The organism is Vibrio frigidus, from assembly GCF_042465995.1.
Classification (GTDB): domain Bacteria; phylum Pseudomonadota; class Gammaproteobacteria; order Enterobacterales; family Vibrionaceae; genus Vibrio.
Genome location: NZ_JBCDMC010000001.1, coordinates 191401 through 212227, shown reverse-complemented (window position 1 = coordinate 212227; position 20827 = coordinate 191401). Strand labels below are relative to the sequence as shown.

General features: G+C 41.1%; 14 protein-coding genes. 4 read left to right on the top strand and 10 right to left on the bottom strand.

The window, feature by feature from the left end; all coding sequences use genetic code 11:
• Positions 1-75: 75 nt before the first annotated feature.
• A complete protein-coding gene (gene glgX / locus AACW90_RS00910; protein WP_390229510.1) occupies positions 76-2037 on the bottom strand; it encodes a glycogen debranching protein GlgX in 1962 nt (653 codons plus the stop codon).
• Positions 2038-2511: 474 nt separating this feature from the next.
• Here glgX and AACW90_RS00905 point away from each other — a divergent pair, with 474 nt between their 5' ends.
• The gene (locus AACW90_RS00905; protein ID WP_390229508.1) at positions 2512-3849 is read left to right on the top strand and encodes a carbohydrate porin; all 1338 of its coding nucleotides are present in this window, start codon (positions 2512-2514) and stop codon (positions 3847-3849) included.
• Positions 3850-3919: 70 nt separating this feature from the next.
• Positions 3920-4738 carry a MalM family protein gene (locus AACW90_RS00900; RefSeq protein WP_390229506.1) on the top strand — a complete coding sequence of 273 codons (819 nt, stop codon included), beginning with the start codon at positions 3920-3922 and terminating at the stop codon, positions 4736-4738.
• Positions 4739-4821: 83 nt separating this feature from the next.
• On the opposite strand, the gene AACW90_RS00895 is transcribed toward AACW90_RS00900, so the two are convergent.
• Entirely contained in the window at positions 4822-6594 is a 1773-nt protein-coding gene (locus AACW90_RS00895) for an alpha-amylase family protein (RefSeq protein WP_390229504.1), read from the bottom strand.
• Positions 6595-6882: 288 nt separating this feature from the next.
• On the opposite strand from AACW90_RS00895, the gene AACW90_RS00890 reads away from it, so the two are divergent.
• Complete coding sequence (locus AACW90_RS00890) at positions 6883-8016, top strand: tetratricopeptide repeat protein (RefSeq protein WP_390229502.1); 1134 nt, start codon at positions 6883-6885, stop codon at positions 8014-8016.
• 96 nt (positions 8017-8112) lie between these two features.
• On the opposite strand, the gene sstT is transcribed toward AACW90_RS00890, so the two are convergent.
• The 8 genes from sstT to malT all read right to left on the bottom strand — a co-directional run bounded on the left by sstT (position 8113) and on the right by malT (position 17736).
• Positions 8113-9324 (bottom strand): serine/threonine transporter SstT, encoded by a 1212-nt coding sequence (gene sstT, locus AACW90_RS00885; protein WP_390229500.1) that lies wholly within the window; start codon positions 9322-9324, stop codon positions 8113-8115.
• A gap of 260 nt (positions 9325-9584) precedes the next feature.
• On the bottom strand, positions 9585-10634 hold the full coding sequence (gene rsgA, locus AACW90_RS00880) for a ribosome small subunit-dependent GTPase A (protein ID WP_390229498.1): 1050 nt from the start codon (positions 10632-10634) through the stop codon (positions 9585-9587).
• A gap of 324 nt (positions 10635-10958) precedes the next feature.
• Complete coding sequence (locus AACW90_RS00875; RefSeq protein WP_390229496.1) at positions 10959-11411, bottom strand: copper chaperone PCu(A)C; 453 nt, start codon at positions 11409-11411, stop codon at positions 10959-10961.
• Between the two features lie 88 nt (positions 11412-11499).
• Positions 11500-12111 (bottom strand): SCO family protein, encoded by a 612-nt coding sequence (locus tag AACW90_RS00870; RefSeq protein WP_390229494.1) that lies wholly within the window; start codon positions 12109-12111, stop codon positions 11500-11502.
• Positions 12108-12533: a hypothetical protein gene (locus AACW90_RS00865; protein WP_390229492.1), complete on the bottom strand. Its 426-nt coding sequence runs from the start codon at positions 12531-12533 to the stop codon at positions 12108-12110. Before AACW90_RS00865 ends, AACW90_RS00870 begins: the two co-directional genes overlap by 4 nt.
• 140 nt (positions 12534-12673) lie before the next feature.
• On the bottom strand, positions 12674-13588 hold the full coding sequence (locus AACW90_RS00860; RefSeq protein WP_390229490.1) for a polyprenyl-phosphate transporter: 915 nt from the start codon (positions 13586-13588) through the stop codon (positions 12674-12676).
• 336 nt (positions 13589-13924) lie between these two features.
• Positions 13925-14608, bottom strand: a complete 684-nt coding sequence (locus AACW90_RS00855; protein ID WP_390229488.1) for a hypothetical protein — start codon at positions 14606-14608, stop codon at positions 13925-13927.
• Between the two features lie 419 nt (positions 14609-15027).
• Positions 15028-17736: an HTH-type transcriptional regulator MalT gene (malT, locus tag AACW90_RS00850; RefSeq protein WP_390229486.1), complete on the bottom strand. Its 2709-nt coding sequence runs from the start codon at positions 17734-17736 to the stop codon at positions 15028-15030.
• A gap of 563 nt (positions 17737-18299) precedes the next feature.
• Between malT and AACW90_RS00845 the strand changes: the two genes are divergently transcribed.
• Positions 18300-20753 carry a glycogen/starch/alpha-glucan phosphorylase gene (locus AACW90_RS00845; RefSeq protein ID WP_390229484.1) on the top strand — a complete coding sequence of 818 codons (2454 nt, stop codon included), beginning with the start codon at positions 18300-18302 and terminating at the stop codon, positions 20751-20753.
• The last annotated feature ends 74 nt before the right edge of the window (positions 20754-20827 follow it).

The window sequence follows — 20827 nt, the reverse complement described above, 5'->3', positions numbered from 1 at the left end:
TGCGCAAATTTAACGTTGATTAAAACAAAAACACCTGCGTTTGCAGGTGTTTTTTACTTGATGAGCAATGGCATTCTACTTTGCGGTTGAATGCAATATCGCCAACGACATCGGTGCCATTAATATATCACCCTCTGCGTGACGATTGACTACTTTATCCATACTAGTATCGCAAATAGTCACCCAGCGTTGATTGTAGTTATTTGGTAGTTTGAAACGAGCTGGAGCGGTGGCTTGGTTGATTAAGTAGATCAGTTCATCACCTTCTTGCTCGATTCCAAGGTGCAGAGCGACAGAATTCTGCGTGTTCCAATCATCATGTTCCATATGTTCGCCATCAGCTCGACGCCAGCCGACTCTGTTTTGATTCCGTTGTTCACCACTAAATGCCCTGATGAAGGGAACCATATACTGTTGGCGTGCTGCTAACATATCGCTGATCCAAGCCTTAAATAGATCGATACGATTACATGATCGCCAATTAATCCAACTCAACGGACTATCTTGGCAATAAGCATTGTTGTTACCATTCTGTGAGTGAGATTGAACATCTGCGGTCATGATATGAGGTATACCGAACGCAAATAACAGACTGGCGATAAAGTTACGTTTTTGCTTCTCGCGAACGGCCTTTATCATCATGTTGTCAGTATCGCCCTCAATACCATAATTATCAGAACGGTTATCACCATGTCCATCATGGTTATGTTCGCCATTTGCATCGTTGTGCTTATGGCGATATGAGACGAGATCTTGTAGCGTAAATCCGTCATGGTAGGTGATGTAGTTGATGGTTAACTTTTGAGGCCAACGACTTGCACTATAGAGATCTCTTGAACCCATGATTCTGGTGGCAAATTCTTTTAAATACCCATCATCACCACGCCAGAAACTACGGGTAATGTCGCGGAATTTATCGTTACACTCATTCCAACCATCTGGAAACCCACCCACTTGGTAGCCGTTCGGACCGATATCCCAAGGCTCAGCAATAAGTTTCACTTCTCTTAGTACTGGATCTTGCGCCACCGATTTAAAAAATGGGGAGTGATAGTTAAAGCTATCGCCATTTCTACCCAACGTTGCCGCAAGGTCAAAGCGAAATCCATCGACATGAAACTCTTCCACCCAATATCGCATGGAGTCCATTACCAAATTAAGCATCGGTTGGTGCATTAAGTCAGTGGTGTTGCCGCAGCCAGTGTAATTGGCGTAGTGGGGGCCATGTTTTATATAGTTGCGAGGGTCGAGCGCTTTAAGGTTAAAGATCACCCCACCTTCTCCTCCTTCGGCCGTGTGGTTGTATACGACGTCGAGAATCACCTCAATACCATTACGATGTAACTCACGAATAGCGGTTTTTAGTTCTACAACTGCATCGCTATCTGCATATCTTGGGTCAGGAACCATAAACAGATAGGGGTTGTAACCCCAATAATTCACTTTTCCCATTTTTAGAAGATGTTCTTCATGCATACACGCAGCAACCGGAAGGAGCTGAAGCGTAGTGATATTCTGTTTCTTGTAAAAATCGAGCATGGTACTGCTTGCTAAGCCTAAATATCTTCCCTGTTCGGATTCTATTAGGCCTTGATTTAGTTTTGACACACCTTTGACGTGAGTCTCAAACAATACGGTTTCTTCTCTTGGTATTCTAGGTGGCTCAGTACCTTGCCAGTCAAATGCAGGATCAATCACCACACATTTACTCATTCCCCAACTTTTTGGGTTTGAATAAGGTGTAGCGTAGTGTAATGGTTTTTCTAATGCCTTCGCGTAAGGGTCTGATAAAAGAAGGCTTTCTCCATCGTGTGTGGTAATTGCATAGCCGTATTTTTGACCTGCTTTTACATCCGGAATGTAGATGTGTCGTATGCCGGCATACTCATTGACGAGCGGAAATAATTCATATTCATCATCGTTAGCAAATAAGGCTAAAGATATGTCAGGGCAATTGGGCGCATGGATGGAAAAATTACATCCATTGCCGTCTAATGTAGCCCCTAAAGGGTGAGGCCGTGAGCACGTGTCTGTCATTATTTATTCTTTTTTTATAAATTGTTGGCTTGTTGCGAACTTCAAGTAAAAAGGGATGTCGAACAATAGTCAACACATCATATGTATCCATAGTAAATTAATTCTATGTCTCAATAGTAATTTATTTTATTTTTTTTCTGCCTAATGGGTAATAACAGATATATATTGAAACATGATGACATTAACACTTTGTGCAGTGGTTTGGCTCCTATTCAGCCTCTCCTACCCCCATATTTAGTGATCCAGTATACAAAATCATCTCTAATCTAATTTTCTACGCCTCTCTACTCCCCCGAAAATTTGCATAGGGCGGAGGAAGTCATCCGTTGCTCGCTTACTTATTATGCCTAACGTTGAAACAAAACGGGAGGCGACTCCCAGACAAATTCTTTTTTAATGGTTTCTTTTGTTCTGCCTTTCAAAGGAAACCTAGGAAGTATAAGAAACATAATTATTCGTTCAGGAGTTGACGAGATGAAAAAAGTAAGCGTAATTGCTACCGCAGTGGCAAGTGTATTATTTGCAGGTTCTGCGTTAGCAGAAGATAAAGTAACTGAAGGATGGACAGTAAATGGTTATGGTCATCTTCTGTATAATGTAGGCCAGTCTTTGGCTCTAGAAGAGACTTACCACCATCGTCGCGATTACCGCGCTGCGGGTGCCGCATTCTCTGGTAACCCTACTCAAGTAGAGTTTACTGTGACAAAAGGTAATAACTACGAAAGCGGTGCTTGGTCTAAATATGTTCTGAAAACAGAATACGGTAACAATGAAGGTGGTAATGGACGCGGTTTCTATACATCGTCATCGGGTAACGAAGGTCATTTAGAATCTGGACAACTTGAGTTTAAAGAAGCTTATGTTGAACTAGGCGATTTGTCTTATTTTGCTGAGGGTCTGAGCATGTGGGCAGGTCAGCGTTACCTAAACCGCCAAGCGGGTATCATCACAAAAGAATTCTGGAAACAATCCTCTGGTGTTGGTACGGGTCTTGAATATAACAACGCTGGTGTTGCAATTTTGTCTGCTGATCCAGGCGAAGGAAGCTGTACTAATCCTAATGGTGCAGAAACGAGCTCGAAGCAATGTAATTTAGATGCAGACGGTGCTAGCACAACAGTCACTTCTGCTGATTTTTACTACTATGGTGTGGAAGCATTAGCGGGTCGTTTTGATTTTGACCTTAAGTTAATGAGTCGTACAAACGTAGACGAAGCATCAACGGCTGAAAACGGTGTAGGTGCGGCAATTACTTATTCTCGTGACTATTACGGCTTGGATGGTTGGACGACGACGGCTTTAACTTATGGTCAAGGCGTTGCTGCTAACCGCGGTGTTAACTTTGGTCAATGGAGTGGTAACTGGCAGAAAGACGATGAGTCGATCTTCTTTACTTCTTACGGTGTTGTAAATATCTCTGAGAACGTACAACTAGGTACTGAAATCACTTATTGGGATTTATCTAACTCAGAAACAGATTCGGTTTGGGGTTCAGATGATGGATTGTCTCGTTTATTCTTAGGTGTAACACCATCATATAAAGTTAACGAAAACTTCCGTATGGAAGCCGTGTTAACATATTCAGTTGAAAGTATCGGTAAAGCTGAAAACTGGGGTCGTGAAGACGCAGATACGAGCTTCTACTCAGCAACTTTAGCGCCAGTATTTACTGTGAATTCAGATTACTGGGGTCGTCCACAACTTAAGCCTTACGTAACATATATGTCTTCAAGCGACAGCGGTTACGAATGGTCTAAAGGTGGCGACGATAGCGAGACTCGTGTTGGTATCGAAGCTGAGATTTGGTTCTAAGGTATTTAGAATAAATTGAGTATTAATAGGCGGCCTGAGAAGGCTGCCTACATGAGTTTTAGGAGTTTGTATGAAAAAAACAGTATTAGCTTTTTTATTTGGTAGTGTACTTTTTGGTTGCGCCTCTAGTTCAGACGAAGTGAATAAGACTGATTTACCAGTTATCAATGCAGAGGTGTGTTGTTCTAGTTATTCTGATTTTTCATGGACTCAACTAAGTACAACGGAAGAGATTGAATTTCAAATTGACGATTCAACGCCGGTGTGGCGCTTTTCGGAAGGAAAGAGTCATTTTGCTTCATTTGTTTTCGCAGAGAAATCTAGAACGGTGGAAATAACGTTAAGCAGCAAGATGAAAGAAAAATCGGTATTAGCACCGAAAGTAGTCACGTTAGACAACCGCTTTAATGTCGTTGACGAATATGAGTTAGACGATTTCAAGATAAAGTATTCTGATGCTTTTAGTCAAAATAGGTATGAAGCGACGATTACCTTTGACGCAAGTAAAACACCTTATCTCATTATATATACTCCTCAGGATCAGATTGGCCATAAAATAACCATTCCACACCCTGCGAAAGTGAGAGCAATCAATAGTGGTGACCCATTACCTATCGTCACAGACCTCAAATATGAACATAGTTATTTAGGTGAGTTGGAAATAAAGCTCAAAACTTTATCCTTAAATAACACGGTTAAAAAGGTTACTCCGAAGGCGATTTCTGTCGCTCAACCAGAATCTGTTCTATTTTATGAAACAGCAATTAAACAAGCAGTAAAAGTTGGTGACATCCCTAAAGCACTAGCACTTCTTGAAGAAGCTAAAGCATTAAATATAGAAGGTGCACAAGAAGCCTTTGTTAATGCGATTAATAGCCAGAAAAAATAGCACTCAATCAACTCGTTAAGCGGTACGACGATGGTGTCGCCGCTTAACAACGAGTAAAACGCCCCTCGATTTAGCTCCAATTTCTATACTTCAAATGCATAGGCGGCAAGAGGTGGCAGTTGTAGCACCATCTTTCCTATGCCCTCAGCCACTTCTATTTCAATTGTTCGTTGATGCTCAATCTTTTCCTTGAAAATATGGAGCCTATTTGTCAACGATAACTGCTGTATCAAAAGGGTAGGGACGACCAATGTTTGTTTACAGTGTAAATCTGCACTGAAATTTACCGCGACAATGACGGTATGTTCGTCTTTCTGCCTGGCGAATAGAAAGATGAGATCCTTCATTGGGCCCAATTGGTCTGAAAGGGGGCTGTATAGGTCGATATAATTACCCAAAAGAGCTGGGCTGTTTAGGGAATAGTTGAGGACTGAGCGATAAAAATATCTAAGTTCTTTCTCTGTGTTACTTAATAGAGCGCCATCAAATGCCCCATTATTGAACCAACGTTGGTGATGAGGCACGCCAATATAGTCAAAAATAGAGGTACGTGAGGGTTGCCCAAATCCCGCATTTTCTGCGCCGGGTTCTCCTACTTCTTGGCCAAAATAAATCATGGTAGGCGAACTGCTTATTGTCGCAGAAATTAACATTGCTGGACGAGCCAGATCAGCATTGCCTGCAAATTCGGGTGAAGCAATGCGTTGTTCATCATGGTTTTCTAAAAAGTGCAACATATGATGTTCTATATCAGCCAGTACCTTCTGAATTTGAACGATAGATTGTACCGATTTCTTTTTCTGTATTATTGTTTTAAGCGTGTCGTAAAGGCCCACTTTGTCGTAAAGATAATCCATTTTGCCTAAATGAATAAATTCCCGATAGAGCTTTGGTTGGTATACCTCGGCTAACAAGAAAGTATCCGGTTTTTTGTTTTTTATTGTCGAGTTTAAGAAGCTCCAAAATTCAACGGGTACGAGCTCCGCGACGTCATACCTGAATCCATCAACGCCCTTGTCTATCCAAAATAATGCAATGTCTCTAAATTTTTTCCATGAATCAGGAACCGATTGTTTCTGCCAAAATTCATTATGTTCTTGGTAACATTTATCGGCGAACTCAGTTGGAAGAGTTGGAAAATCTTTACTGCCGTCTGGCCTAATTCCATAATTAATCTTTACGGTTTCGTACCAATCATCACAATTCGGTTTGGCAGAGCGAGACCCATTACCTGTCCATTTTGCGGGATATTCAACATACGGAGGCGTCAATGATGAATGCGCTTCACCACCTAAAGGGATTTGCTCATCCGGAATCTGAAATGGTTCGTTTGTAATGTAATAAAAATTATTATCTCTGTGATACTCAAGATCTGTATTGTCATTTTCTCCAAAATCTAAAACAGAGTCGGGGTTATTTAGGCCATGGTATTGTCGGGCAACATGGTTCGGCACGATATCGATAATAACCTTAAGACCAACATGATGAGTTCTCTTGATTAAGGCTTCAAACTCATCCATTCGTTTTTCAATATCATTAGCGAGATCCGGGTTTACCTGATAGTAATCTTTTATGGCATAGGGAGAACCCGCGCGACCTTTGACTATTGAAGGGTGGTCATCACTAATACCTAGGTCAGAATAATCGCCTATCAGAGCATGATGGAGTACGCCAGTAAACCAGACATGAGTAACACCAAGTGCTTTGATGTGTCTTAGTGCTAACTCAGTAAAATCGGCGAACTTACCTACGCCATTTCTTTCTTTTGTGCCCCACGCAATATTTTCGTTTTCACTATTCCCAAAAAGACGGGTAAAGACATGATAAATAACTTTTTTATCTAATGAATTGGACACCTTTTGTCTCCCTATATCACTCATGTTTTCAGTACAATTCCTTTAATTATGGTTTATTCGTGTCAAAAGCTGATTTTATGTGAAAATGGCACAATACTATTTATATACAAAATGCATAGGTTCTGGCACGAAACCCGCATGACTAGGTATAGAAAAAGTCGTCAATAGTTTATAGTGTTTCTATTGTTAATAATGCCTTGTGCGTTTAATAAATCATACGAATGATAAGTTGATAAGAGCATCGTCAATGTATCATTGCTCAAGTTGTAAAAGGCTGCAGATAAGTTTATGAATTTTATGACCATTGCTGTTGGGGTTACAGGTGTATCGCTTATCCTAATTGTTGGCTGGATGACGTCACTATCCGTCAAGAAAAAAAAGCTTTCTGAAGAAAAAATTGAGCGCGAGCGCGCATATCGAAGGGCCATAGAAAGGCAACGTGAGGAAGAGAAAAAAGAGCGGCTGTTTAAGGCAGAAACTGGCCATATACCTACGCAGCTATTTTTGGCTAAAGAAGCAGAGATTAATAACCCTAGAGAGGCGCTTCATTGGTATGAACAAGCCGCAGCGCAAGATAACGAGATGGGTATGTACGGTGTGGTTCGAGTGTGTAGTCGTGCAAAAGAAGATATTGTTCTTATCGAAAAATCCAAGTTTTGGCAGATTGCGATTGAGGCTCACAATGGAAATCATCTTGCTAAATTTGAAATGGGCAAAGCATTGATTGGCGGGCAAGGTATCGAACCAAATATAGATAAAGGTATCGAGACTATTGAAGAGGTCGCCAACAATGATCATATTGAAGCGCAGATATACATGGGTGATTGGTATATTGCGGAAATGAATATGCATCCCAATCCTAAGTTGTCAGCAGAGTGGCATTTTAAAGCCGCTCAGAAAAATAGCCCAGAAGCGCAGATAAAACTCGGAGAGCATTATCGCGATGGCATCGGTGTAGAGAAAAACATTCATCGAGCGACGTATTGGTATGAGGTTGCCGCTGAGCAAGCCAACCCGAGAGCCCAATATTTTGCAGGGGATGTTTGGATAGGAAGAGGAGCGAAAGGTAATGCTATTGCCTACCTATGGTTGTTTCTTTCCGCATATTTTGGATATGAACCAGCCAAAGCGAGAAGAGATGATGTTGGGAATATTCTTGGTGTTGATGCCGTTGTAGGGCTTCAAGAAATGGCCAAACCTTTGTTGAGAAAATTGGCTGACGGTGCGATTGAAAAGCATGCGATGATCAAAGCGCTAAATAAATTGTATAAAAGAACAACTTATTTTCCTGAGATAGATGGTAATGAGTTTTTGGTATACGAAAATAATGGTAATGAACCCAAAAAGAAAAAGTCTGAAAAGAGTAACAAGGATGATGGCGAAGGGCTAGACTTCTCTTTCTCTCTCATTGATAAAAATTAAGACTTCTTCTTGTTATAACTGCTTAATGGAAAGAATGTGTAATTGAAAAAAAACCAGCCTCATAATGGCTGGTTTTTTATGTGCTAAGCGGTTACGTTACGCTTGTTCTGATTTACATACTGCTGCTGTAAATACAACATCTGTAGAACTGTTTAGCGCTGTTTCAGCTGAATCTTGAATAACACCAATAATAAAGCCAACACCAACAACTTGCATGGCAACATCATTTGAGATACCAAATAGGCTACACGCTAATGGGATAAGCAATAGAGAACCACCCGCCACACCAGAAGCACCGCATGCCGATACAGAGGCAACAATGCTTAGAAGTAATGCAGTAGGAAGGTCAATACTAATGCCCATTGTATGTACTGCTGCAAGCGTTAATACCGTAATGGTAATTGCTGCACCAGCCATATTAATGGTGGCACCTAGAGGAATCGAGACGGAATAAGTATCTTCGTCTAGGTCTAGTTTTTCGCATAAAGCCATGTTCACTGGAATGTTTGCAGCACTAGAGCGAGTGAAAAATGCGGTCACACCACTTTCGCGTAGACATCTGAATACAAGTGGATACGGATTTTCTTTGGTTTTAACCCAAACGATGATTGGATTGACAATAAGCGCGATAATGAGCATAGCACTTAATAGAACAACAAGAAGCTGAGCATACCCTGCTAATGCTGAGAATCCAGTTGTAGCAAAAGTACTCGCCACTAGGCCAAAAATACCGAATGGTGCTAGGCGGATAATAAATCGAACGATTTGTGATACGCCGTGACTTAAGTCTTCAAATACCGCTTTGGTTGTTGCAGATGCGTGGTGCAGTGCGAGACCAAGACCAACGGCCCATACAAGAATACCGATATAGTTCGCTTCTTGTAACGCGTTGATTGGATTATCAACTAATTTAAACAGAAGGGTATGAAGAACTTCTCCGATACCTTGTGGAGGTGTCGTACCTTCAGCACCTGCGACCAAAGTTAAGGTTATTGGGAATGCAAAGCTTAGTAGAACGGCAGTAAGCGCTGCTGAGAATGTACCTATCAAATATAAAATAATGATAGGACGCATATGTGTCTGTTGCCCTTGTTTTTGGTTGGCAATAGAAGCTGCTACAAGAATGAATACTAAAATTGGAGCGACAGCTTTTAGTGCACCTACGAATAGGCTACCTATTAAACCGGCATCTTTGGCATTTTCTGGCGAAATAGTGGCGAGTACTACACCGAGTACAATACCGACTAAAATTTGGATTACAAGATTGCCACTAGCAAATCTTGCGACGAGACTGTTGTTGTTTTGCATGGAATTACCTAATTATTATTTAGAATTTATTATGTCGAAACCCAATGTCTATCGCATAGGTAATCGACCTACATATATTATGTTAGATAGAGAATCTGTCTATAATTAAGTCATATTTTAATCAAATAATGACGATAATTGTGAGTAAGTTAGATGTTTATATTTTGCAATTGTTAACTAATAGTTAATGAAGTGATAAAAAGAAACCCAAGTGGACATTGTCAGCTCGGGTTTCTTTTTATTTGCTATGCAGTAATAGGTTAAATGTCATTCCCATTTTTTCTATCTTTGCTTTCGCTTTGCACGGTTCGGTACATTTTACTTAGTTGTTTGTTGTGTGCTCTTTGCTCCGATATTGTCGCACTATTTCTTGCTTGTTCTCTCATTAGCTTGAAATAGTTATCCACTCTACGTGGATCGATTGATTCGGAATCGAGCGCCTTTTGAATGGCGCAACCTGGTTCGCCATGATGTTGGCAGTCTGAAAAACGACACTGTTTGGCAACGCTCTCTACATCTGAAAACGTTTCGCTTACGCCTGATTCGCAGTCCGTGAGTTGTAACTCTCGCATTCCGGGCGTGTCTAGCAGTAATGCACCCGATGGCATCATGTGCAGTGTTCTTGATGTCGTCGTATGCCGACCTTTGCTATCGTCTTCTCGAATAGATCCAGTCGATTGTAGGTGATCATCTAACAAGGTGTTCACTAAGGTCGACTTTCCGACACCGGAAGACCCCATAAATGCGACCGTCTTGCTTTGCTTACACCAATCAAGTAGTCCGGTAGTGCTATCGCTATCTAACGCGTTAACCACTTCGATCATCAGCATATTATCAAGTGCTTGGACTTGCGCTTTTTTCTCGTCGGTATCACTACATAAATCGGCCTTGGTGAGCACGACGACAGCCTCAACCTCGGCATCATGGGCGATAGATAAATACCGTTCTATTCGGCTAAGATTGAAATCTTGATTAAGTGAACAAACAACAAAAATAGTATCTATGTTCGCTGCAATAAACTGTTCTTGTGCCTTTGGCCCTGCCGCTTTACGTCGAAACAGTGAGTGCCTATCTAACAGTCGAACAAATTGATCCGAACTATCTAGAAGTACCCAATCGCCAACGGTCATTTGAGGAAGCGAATGATGGATAGGTAATGATAACAAACCGACTCCACACAATAGCTCATAACCGGAGCGATGGTGTGCTGAGACCCGAGCGATACGGTTGTGTTCGTAGTCTTCTAACGTAAGTTGTTGTTGGAAATATGGCTGCCAACCAAGTTGTGGCAAAGTGAAATTTGAATTCATTATATAAACCCTGGATGTTGCTATGACTATCTGTTTTATTGATCAGGGGTGAATAACGTTTACGTCAATCTCATTTGATAATTTCAAAAGATGAGTATTGAATATAGAAGCTTAACCCCGGTAAATTACATCACCGGATAATAGGAAGGATTGAGCAAATAAACGCGCTTAACTCTTCGCTATTACCGAGTGGGTTCTGATTACAATCATTGTGTGTCCTCCATTTGTGACTTTGTTTTTAACTTAAAGAGAATGATAGCAAAAGAGAGGAGTATTATGAAACCTCTCTTTTATTCTATCGTGATTTGACTAAAAACGTTGTCGTTAGTGCTTCATCTTCATCCCTTGCATTACCTTTTTAATCTTCGCGGTAAAGGTTTGGCTTTCGCCGTTCGCAAAGTTAATCGTTACGTCGATCTGTCCGCCTTCTTTAAAGTCTTGTTTGAGTTCAAAGAGCATTATGTGTAGACCACCGGGCTTAAGCTCGGTCGTTCCCATTGCGGGGATATTAATCGTGTCTACTTGACGCATTTTCATTACGTCACCGTCCATAATATGGGTATGAAGCTCAACTTTTCCGGCGGCTGGTGTCGATGCTGAAATAATATTTTTTTCGATTGAATCGTTGTTTTTGACAACTAAAAAAACGGCACTTGCAGGTGCATTTGGTGGTGTTGCTCTGGCGTAAGGGTGTTGAATTTCCACATCAGATGCTAAGGCAAATGACGAGAGGAATAGTGATAAGGTTGAGGCTAAAAGTACACGTGTTTTTTTCATTTTAATTTCCCTATAATTTGGCGAATGTTACCCTCGCCTCGATATTATTTTGTTATTGCTTTTCGTTTGTTATTGCTTTGATTTCCAGTTATTCGGTTGTGAGTACATCTTCGATCGCCGCAACGATTGGCGCTGGATTCATGGTGTGGGCGACTTTGGTAATTAAAGTCCCATCCGGTGTTAAGAAATAGAAATAAGAGCTGTGATCCACTACATAACCGATAGCGGAATCTTCTAATTCTGTTTTTCTAAAAATGACACCATAGTGATCCGCAACAGGTTTTGTTGTCGCCATAGGGGCAGAAAAACCTTCAATATTGGCATGGAAGTATTGTGCATACTGATGGGCTGCGTTTGCTTCATCTCTTTCAGGATCGATGGAGATAAACATGGGTCTAAGTTGCGCCAATTGTTCTTCATTAATGCTGCTAAGCGCTCCGGATAACATCGCCAGCGATGTTGGGCAGACATCAGGGCAGCGAGTGTAACCAAAATATACGATTCGAATTCTGTTATCGTTGACGTCAAATATGTGTGTTTCAGTATCATCTTTACCGTTGAATACTGGGTCCTTAATGATCTGCATAGCCGCCTCATTTTGTTTCTCTAGAGCAACGTCGTTTTGCATATCCATATATACTTTTACGCTGTAGCCAAGCACAAAGGCGATAACTATAGCTAAAGACCAATTTCTACTCATCTTTCCATCCTAATTGCGGCATAAACTTCTTTATTACCGTCGGTCAATGTTCCTATCCATGTCATTTTATCTTGTGTGCAAACGGGCAACATTATATTGCCTATGTATCTGCCGCTAGATTGTTTAGTTAACGAGTATTTAGCGATACCCATATCCATCTCGAAACCTTGAAGAGAGAGCAGTAATGTATCGCTAGTGGTACCTTCCCAATTAACCTCAATCATGCTTTCCACCAATGGTTTGGCAAGGTCATGTTCGAGAGTGATTGTGACACCGTCTTGTTGGCATGCTGTGGTCGAGACCATACAATATTTGTCGAGATTGATGGGCTCTGCTTCTTGACTGATTGACTTGACTAGATCCGGTACAGCATAACCAAGCGCAATCGCGCCAAATATTAATAGTATTTGAACAATCTTCATAGTGGGGATTATCGTGTTGAATAAGTTAACATATTATCATGGTGATAGAGAAAAGTGATAACTGTTGTGAACAAGTTGTGAATTTTGATGAAAAATAGAACGTATTTAAACGGTACGCTCTACCTCTCTCAAATGATGGATTATTTTTTATCGGAAACCTTCTCGAGTAATAAAACAAGCCCTATAGCCAGAAACATCATCGCAATGGACAGTAACAATTGATGTGGCTGAGAAGTGAGTGCCTCAAATTGGAAGGGTGACAGGTTTTCCTGTACTAAGGGAACTTGTTCGCCGTGTGAATTTATACGCCAACTGATGGTTTCTTTCCAAGGCCATATCTTCGGCAGCGTTCCTATCATTAGCCCGGTCAAAAACATTAAGGTCGAATCTCTAAAGGATTTAAGCAGCCAAGAGAGTAGATGAGAAAATGTAAGCAAACCTAAAATGCAGCCAGCAACGAATAACAGAAGTATGTCTATTTGAATGGTTTTTGCCGCGGCGAGTATCGGTGCGTACATACCTAGTAATAAAAGAATAAAGCTGCCTGAAATGCCGGGCAAGATCATGGCACAGATAGCGATGGCGCCAGCAAAGACAAAATTGATACTGGTTGGGTCCATCTCTAATGGTTTAAGTACGGTAATAAAGTACGCAAATGCGATACCGACGACGACAATAATACCGCGAACGATATCCTTTTTTTCAACCTGTTTAAGGATGTGGAAAACAGAAACTAAGATGAGACCAAAGAAAAATGACCAGAGAGGGATAGGGTGGTTAACGAGTAACCAAGAGATAAGTTTGGCAAAGGTTAAAATACTGGTAATTATCCCACCAAAAAGGCTGATAAGAAAAAAGCCATTGATATGGTTAAATACGGCTTTAAATCCTTGTTGTTTCCATAGGATAAGTAGCCTTGGATTGACTCGTCGTATACTCTCAAGAAGGGTGTCATAGATACCGGTAATAAATGCAATGGTGCCGCCAGATACGCCTGGTACCACATCCGCTGCGCCCATCGCCATACCTTTGAAGAAGGTGATTAAGTAATTCATTAATTGATCGGTTCTGATTTAAATAGCCAATGAGTATACAAGAATTTTTGCTAGAGAGAAAAGAGTCCGTTCTTTATCGTTCTGCAACCTATCTCATAGCAATTCGCCTTGATTTGCAATATGCAATTCGCATTTTGCGAATTAGAAGGTCAAATGAGTCTTAAGTAGGTTGAATTTAGAGCCAAATGATATATATAAATTTGGCACGCATGATGCATTAGTGATAGTGACCCTTCTTAAAGCCGAGGGTCACCTAGCCAACTGACGTTGTTAGTGAATAACTATTGTTCACAATATCTATTTACCAATCGCAATTATTGCGGTTGGTTTTTTTTATTAGAACGCCCACCAAAATGCCTGATAAAAATGTTTCTTTGCATTTGTTTCAATGATTAACCCATTGCTGGATATCAATTTATCAAAAGGCCAAGTCATAACCTCTTGTATCGACGCCCTCAATGCCGCCATATTACTTAAGTGACGTTTATCAGAGTAAGAAATTTTAAGATCGCGATTTATACCATGAACCCATGTGAGTATTTTTTGACCAACAGGAAGTAAGTCTTGTACTGCAAATAAATGGTCACTTAATATGAGAGTACGACTGTCTGGATCGCAGAACATGATCTTACGTGGTTGATCAAACCCCAATAGCGCAGTTTGAAACAGGTCATTTTTCCATGTTAAAGGTGCATAATTAGATAACGCACCATCGAAATTAATATCTGAGCGTTTTTGTATCAGAGTGGGTGTCGCATAAAAAAGTGCGTCTGGGTAGGTGAGCCACCATTCGGATAGATATTGATGATAGCTTGGAGAGGCGCAAATGACAGATTTGACAGAACCAAGTCTAGAAAGTTCGTGCTGCAATTGTATGCCTAAATCGATAGGATTGTGTATTACGATTGACCCGTCTATCAGCCGAATAACCACCATTCTGTGTAGGTGCGATAAACCAAACTTGGTGTAGTGCATATCGGCATACCATAGCCTATTTGATGTCCATTCCTTTAGAATCATTTGGTTTCCGTGATAGTAAAATTAGCGTTCCCATTTGTTTTTCCATTCCCGTGAAATCGGATATCGCGTGGTATGAGACCCCCTCTTTCGTGTAATGCTGTTCGGTTAAGGTTATTTAAACCTATCATCCCGACGAAAATTGATCTACTTCCACGAAAACTAACGTCATCCCCATGAAACCTACGTCATCCCAATAAAACCTACGTCATCTCCACGAAACCTACATCATCTCCACGAAACCTACGTCATCTCCACGAAAGTGGAGATCTAATTTCACCAAGATTCCCGTTTTCACGGGAATGACGAAGTATTTAGCACTAACCGAACAGCATTACACTTTCGTGGGGATAACGAGACCAAATAGAAAAGTGACGAAACTAGTTAAGAAAACGCCGAGTCTACCTACGGGAACGACTCTATCAATAACCCATTAAATTGAGCAAATTTTCGGCAGTTTCTATCGCTTCTTTTCTATTGGCTATATTCAGCTTTTGATAAAGATTACGAATGTGTGTTTTGATTGTTGTCCCTGCCACATCTAACTCTTGTGCAATTTGCTCGTTACTGAAACCAGAGTAGATCAAGCCTAAGACCTGCCATTCTCGTTGGGTTAATGGACTGGTTCTAACCAACTCCGGAATATTCGGATGATTAAGAAGCTTGTCGATGAATTCCTCATCAAAATGAATAGAGCGGCTGCGCTGCTTACTTGATATGTCTTTTACAAGCTGTTGTGCTCTATGTTTTTCGAGATCGCCTAACGTTGATTTACTCATCAGCTTTTGTAGCAGGTGGTCAATAGAAGCACCATCAATTAAGAAGTTACCTATCATTCCCGTCTGATTTGTCATGCTTAATGCGGCTTTAAGCATATCGCTAGCCCGTTCTTCATCGTTCTGTTTTATGGCAAGGATAGCATCCACAATAAGATTTCTGTTTATATCGGTGATGAGCTTTGAAGTTTCAGCTTCATTTTGTAAAAATGTTAAGCTTATTTTTGCCTCATCATATTGACCAACGTAGATCTGCGCTCTGGTAATATTTCGCCATTGCAGCTGCAAAAAGTGATTTTTTGCTTCAGATGGTCGATTTGCTTTTATTAACCATTGCTCCGTGGATTCGACATCGTTGCGTGCTTGCCAATAAAGTATTAGGGAAAGCGATGCGTTAGCTGTCCAGTCTAGGTGGTAGGTTGACTGTTCCAATAGGTGTTCTATCTGTTCGATAAACCTTGCTGCTTTATCAAGTTCACCTCGGCCAATGGCGATACGAGCCAACATAGAATAGCTGTGTAAATGCTTGCTAGGATCCGCTTTTCCTAGTACATCAATTCCTTTGAAAGCACACTCTTCCGCTTCGTCTAGGCGATTCCAACACCAGAGTATTTGCGCTCTAGAACGCAGTAGAAACTCGTGGAGAGGCAGTTGTTGAAGCTTCTGCTCTTCAATAAGTTTAAAGGCATTATCTTGCATCTCAAATGCGGCTTGTACAAACCCTTGTGCTACTAATATTTCACTCTGTTGTAACAGTGCCCACAATGCTTGATGGTATAGCTGATGTTGACGGGCCAGTTTCTCTGTTTGTTGCATCAGAGGTAATGCGCGATCTAATTTACCTAATACGTGGTTAACTTCACCAACAATGGAAGTGGCAACAATTCGGCTACGATAGATAGTGGTATCTAACTGGCTTAATGCTAATTCAGCCAGTTCAAGAGCAAGTACAGGGTCATTTTTATTAATCGCAACTTGTGCAAGTAAGGCATTTACTTGACCTTGGTCGTTAGTGCTGAGAACTATCTTTCTACTTTTCATCTCGGAAAGAGAAACGGTTAACATATCTTCTACTTTATTGTATCGGTGCTGGCTCTGAGATAACCATGCTCGCAATAAAGATAGCTTCATATTGCTATACAAAAAGTCTTTATCTAATTGATTTATAGCATTTTCTAATACAATCAGTTCGCCATGATTAAACATCTTCCAGCCAGAGTTGGTTATGATCTTAGCAATAAGAGCGTCATCTTTTGCCTTTTGGGCATGACGAAGAGCTTGATATGGAATATCTAACTTAAGCCAGGCTATCGCGGCTTTTTGGTGCAACTTAACTTCTTCATTTGCAATGCGGGCTTTTCTCTGATGCGCAAGAAATTCACCAAAGAGGTGGTGGAATCGGTACCAATCTTGTTCACCTTCTAAGTGATAGATAAAGAGTCCAAAACGATTGAGTGATTCAATCATGCCGAGGGAGTCTTCTCGATCGGTGAGGTCTGTCACTAAGGCGTCATTAAATGTCTCTAGTACCGAACATTGCATCAGAAAATACTTCGTATCTTCATCGAGCAAATCAAAGACTTCTTCTATCAAGTAGTCCCATAAATGCGCATGGTTAAATTGAGATACAGATTCTGCTGACTGCGCAAGTGTCCGCTTATGATGCTGTGCTTGTAGGGCGATCAATTGCAGAGCCGAAGGCCAACCTTCCACGTAGGTTTGTAGGTTTGAGGCCGTGGTATCATCGATGCCTTCAGAGACGCGTTGATTAAAAAATCGGGTTGTTTCTTCGGTGTCGAAAGCGAGCAAACCATTATCGATTTCGATCATGAGATCTCTAACCCTTAGGTTAGCTGTTCCCAAAGGTGGTGTACTTCTGCTAGTGACAACAAGTGTCATGTTGTCTGGCATGTTTTTTAAGAAAAAACGCATGGCTTCGTGGATCTCATCTGAATCAATAAGATGATAATCATCTAACACCACATAGAACTCGTTGAAATAATCAGAGAGTTCAACAAAAACTTCGCCAAAGAGAGAATGAAGTGAGGAGAACTGTCGCCTCTCTGCCAGTGTTTGCGAACTGGGACATCTTCCATCTGTTGCTTTGTTGATAGCTTGAATGAAATAGTTCACAAAACGAGATGGATCGTTGTCACTCTCGTCTATGCTATACCAACCTACGGCACTTTTATTTGCCAACCATTGGGCAGCCATGGTGGTTTTGCCGTATCCCGCAGGCGAACGAAAAAGTACAAGCTTATAGAAAGGCGCTTGTTGCAGTAAATCTAGTACTCTTGGTCTGACTATCGCGTTATGCAAACGACCGGGTCTAGTTAATTTTGAAGGTATCAACATATTTATATTCAATGAGTTGTTTTGAACTGGGTGAGTCACCCCGCTCTTAGTATTTAGACAGTAGAAAGGGCTACTTATACGCTTATTTTTCTCGGTTAAGTTAATCCTACGTTAAGGGTCCCCCTGTCGTACATGACTATTCTCAAATATGTATGACCCAGCGCATGTAAATGATCATCTACGCCCCACAATTGGGTGTTCTGTCACATTATAGCTAGGATATGATGTAATTAATTATTTCATCTGTACATATTAGTATGGCTGAAACAATTCTAAGCTTTAATTATTTTGTGACCAAATCGACATATTTCAGTTACTTTTTTCGATAGGTCATTTTTAGCCGATTTATGGCTAATTGAGGTAAAGAGATGTACACGTGACCTAAATCACCTAAGTTTATTAATTTAACTGTAGTAGTGTGATTTAGATCTTGAATTGTGTAGGAGTAGGTATCTACGCCCTAACTACTCCTCCTCCGATACCACGTTTATGGGAGGATGTTCTGCTACTTAAGTCAATGCAGGATATGCCACAGATAAATTGATAATTAATGAGATTTCGCTATGAAACCAACTCAACAAAAGAAATTTGATAAAGCCTCTTTCCAAGCTAATGTTAAGAAACATCTAAGTGCAACTTATGCGACCACAATAGAACATGCAGACTCTCGAGCTTGGTATCTAGCAATGGGACGCGCATTAGCTGAATTGACCACACTTGACCTATTAGAAACGGAAAATGACAAGGCTATTCAAAACGCGAAGAGCGTTAACTATCTTTCTCTAGAATTTTTAATCGGTCGTCTAACAGGCAATAACCTGATTAGTATGGGTTTGTACGGACAAATTACAGACGCGATGACTGAACTTGGTCAGAACCTTTCTGACCTGCTTGAAGAAGAACGAGATCCATCATTAGGTAATGGTGGTTTGGGTCGTCTTGCTGCATGTTTCATGGATTCGTGTGCAGCTCAAGAATTTCCAACAATTGGTTATGGCCTTCATTATGAATATGGCCTATTCAAACAATCTTTTGAACAGGGTCATCAAAAAGAAGCACCTGATGCGTGGCGCGGTGTTGAAGGCTACCCATGGGAAGTTGCTCGTCCTGAATATGCGCAGCAAATTGGTTTTTATGGCCATGTTGATTCTGAGTTTGTTAACGGTGTAGAAAAACGTCGTTGGGTGCCAGGTATGCAGGTTCAAGGTATGCCTTGGGATCTTCCAATCGTCGGTTACGAAAGTAATACGGTTTATCCATTGCGCCTTTGGGAATGTCGTGCAATTGCACCATTCTCCTTGGAAAGTTTTAACAATGGTGATTACTTTGAAGCACAGCACGCGCTGATCGATTCGGGTAACATTACTAAAGTTCTTTATCCAAACGATAACCACGAAAAGGGTAAAACACTTCGTCTAATGCAGCAGTATTTCCACAGTGCAGCATCAATGGCAGACATCTTACGTCGTCATGACGCGGCGGGTCACAATATAGCCGACTTACCTAAATATGAAACCATTCAGCTTAACGATACGCACCCAACAATCGCTATTCCTGAATTGATGCGTATTCTGATGGATGAACGTGATCTTTCTTGGGATGCCGCATGGGCTATTTGTTCAAAAACGTTTGCTTATACAAACCATACATTATTGCCAGAAGCACTAGAAACGTGGAGTGAATCACTTATTCAGCGTCTTCTTCCTCGTCATATGGAAATCATCTATCAGATTAACCATCTATTCTTAGCCGATGTACGTGCTAAATGGCCTGGTGATGTTGAGAAACAACGTAAGCTTTCTATTATTCAAGAAGGTTTCCACCGTATGGTCCGTATGGCAAACCTATGTGTTGTTGGTTCATATGCGGTAAACGGTGTTGCGGCTCTTCACTCTGCACTGGTTAAGCGCGATCTATTCCCTGAGTTCAATGAGCTGTATCCAAACAAGCTACAAAACGTAACGAACGGTGTGACTCCTCGTCGTTGGTTGAAGTTCTGTAACCCAGGCCTTTCGGACTTAATCTCTGAGAAAATTGGTACTGAGTGGCCAGCCGATCTTGACCAACTGACACAAGTAGCAAAATTTGCAGAAGATAAAGCGTTCCAAAAACGATACATGGCTGTTAAGAAAGAAAACAAGCAGCGTCTAGCCAACTGGGTACAAGAAAACATGGGCATTGAACTTGATACCAATGCCATCTTTGATGTCCAGATTAAACGTCTTCATGAATACAAACGTCAGCATCTAAACTTGCTGCACATATTATCTTTGTATCATCGTTTGTTGAACGATCCGACATTTGATATGGCACCACGTGTTGTATTTTTTGCAGCAAAAGCGGCGCCTGGCTACCACCTTGCTAAAGAGATCATTTACGCGACAAACAAAGTGGCTGAGAAGATCAACAATGACAAGCGTGTTAATCACAAGCTCAAGGTTGTATTTATCCCAGACTACCGTGTAAGCATGGCAGAAATCATTATTCCTGCTGCTGACGTCTCCGAGCAAATCTCTACCGCAGGTAAAGAAGCGTCTGGTACAGGCAACATGAAGATGGCTCTAAACGGCGCGTTAACTATCGGTACGATGGATGGTGCAAACGTGGAGATTCGTGAAGAAGTAGGTGATGAAAATATCTACATCTTTGGTTTGGATGTTGATGGTGTGGAAGCTCTACGAGCGAGTGGCTATAACCCATTTGACTACTACAACTCAGATCCATTATTGAAAGCGTCATTGGATCTGCTTTTGAGCGATGAGTTTACACCAGGCCAACCCGGCAAGCTTCGTGCGACATTTGATAGCTTGTTAGATGGTGGTGACCCTTATCTATGTCTTGCTGATTTCTCTTCTTATGTGAAAGCACATGAAGATATGGATGCACAGTACCGTGACCAAGAAGGTTGGGCACGTAAAGCGATCTTGAATACAGCACTGGTAGGCAAGTTCAGTTCTGACCGTTCAATTCGTGACTATGTGAATAATATCTGGAAACTAGAAGCCGTTAAGCGCTAGTTATAAGATCAAAGCCAAGGTTGAAATTATCTTGGCTTTGATACCCAATCCATTAGCCGTTTCACCTTGTTGAG

Bases quoted from the DNA above. Each gene is read 5' to 3' on its own strand.
- glgX (WP_390229510.1), bottom strand. From the start codon at position 2,037: ATGACAGACACGTGCTCACGGCCTCACCCTTTAGGGGCTACATTAGAC.
- AACW90_RS00905 (WP_390229508.1), top strand. From the start codon at position 2,512: ATGAAAAAAGTAAGCGTAATTGCTACCGCAGTGGCAAGTGTATTATTT.
- AACW90_RS00900 (WP_390229506.1), top strand. From the start codon at position 3,920: ATGAAAAAAACAGTATTAGCTTTTTTATTTGGTAGTGTACTTTTTGGT.
- AACW90_RS00890 (WP_390229502.1), top strand. From the start codon at position 6,883: ATGAATTTTATGACCATTGCTGTTGGGGTTACAGGTGTATCGCTTATC.
- sstT (WP_390229500.1), bottom strand. From the start codon at position 9,324: ATGCAAAACAACAACAGTCTCGTCGCAAGATTTGCTAGTGGCAATCTT.
- rsgA (WP_390229498.1), bottom strand. From the start codon at position 10,634: ATGAATTCAAATTTCACTTTGCCACAACTTGGTTGGCAGCCATATTTC.
- AACW90_RS00875 (WP_390229496.1), bottom strand. From the start codon at position 11,411: ATGAAAAAAACACGTGTACTTTTAGCCTCAACCTTATCACTATTCCTC.
- AACW90_RS00870 (WP_390229494.1), bottom strand. From the start codon at position 12,111: ATGAGTAGAAATTGGTCTTTAGCTATAGTTATCGCCTTTGTGCTTGGC.
- AACW90_RS00865 (WP_390229492.1), bottom strand. From the start codon at position 12,533: ATGAAGATTGTTCAAATACTATTAATATTTGGCGCGATTGCGCTTGGT.
- AACW90_RS00860 (WP_390229490.1), bottom strand. From the start codon at position 13,588: ATGAATTACTTAATCACCTTCTTCAAAGGTATGGCGATGGGCGCAGCG.
- AACW90_RS00855 (WP_390229488.1), bottom strand. From the start codon at position 14,608: ATGATTCTAAAGGAATGGACATCAAATAGGCTATGGTATGCCGATATG.
- malT (WP_390229486.1), bottom strand. From the start codon at position 17,736: ATGTTGATACCTTCAAAATTAACTAGACCCGGTCGTTTGCATAACGCG.
- AACW90_RS00845 (WP_390229484.1), top strand. From the start codon at position 18,300: ATGAAACCAACTCAACAAAAGAAATTTGATAAAGCCTCTTTCCAAGCT.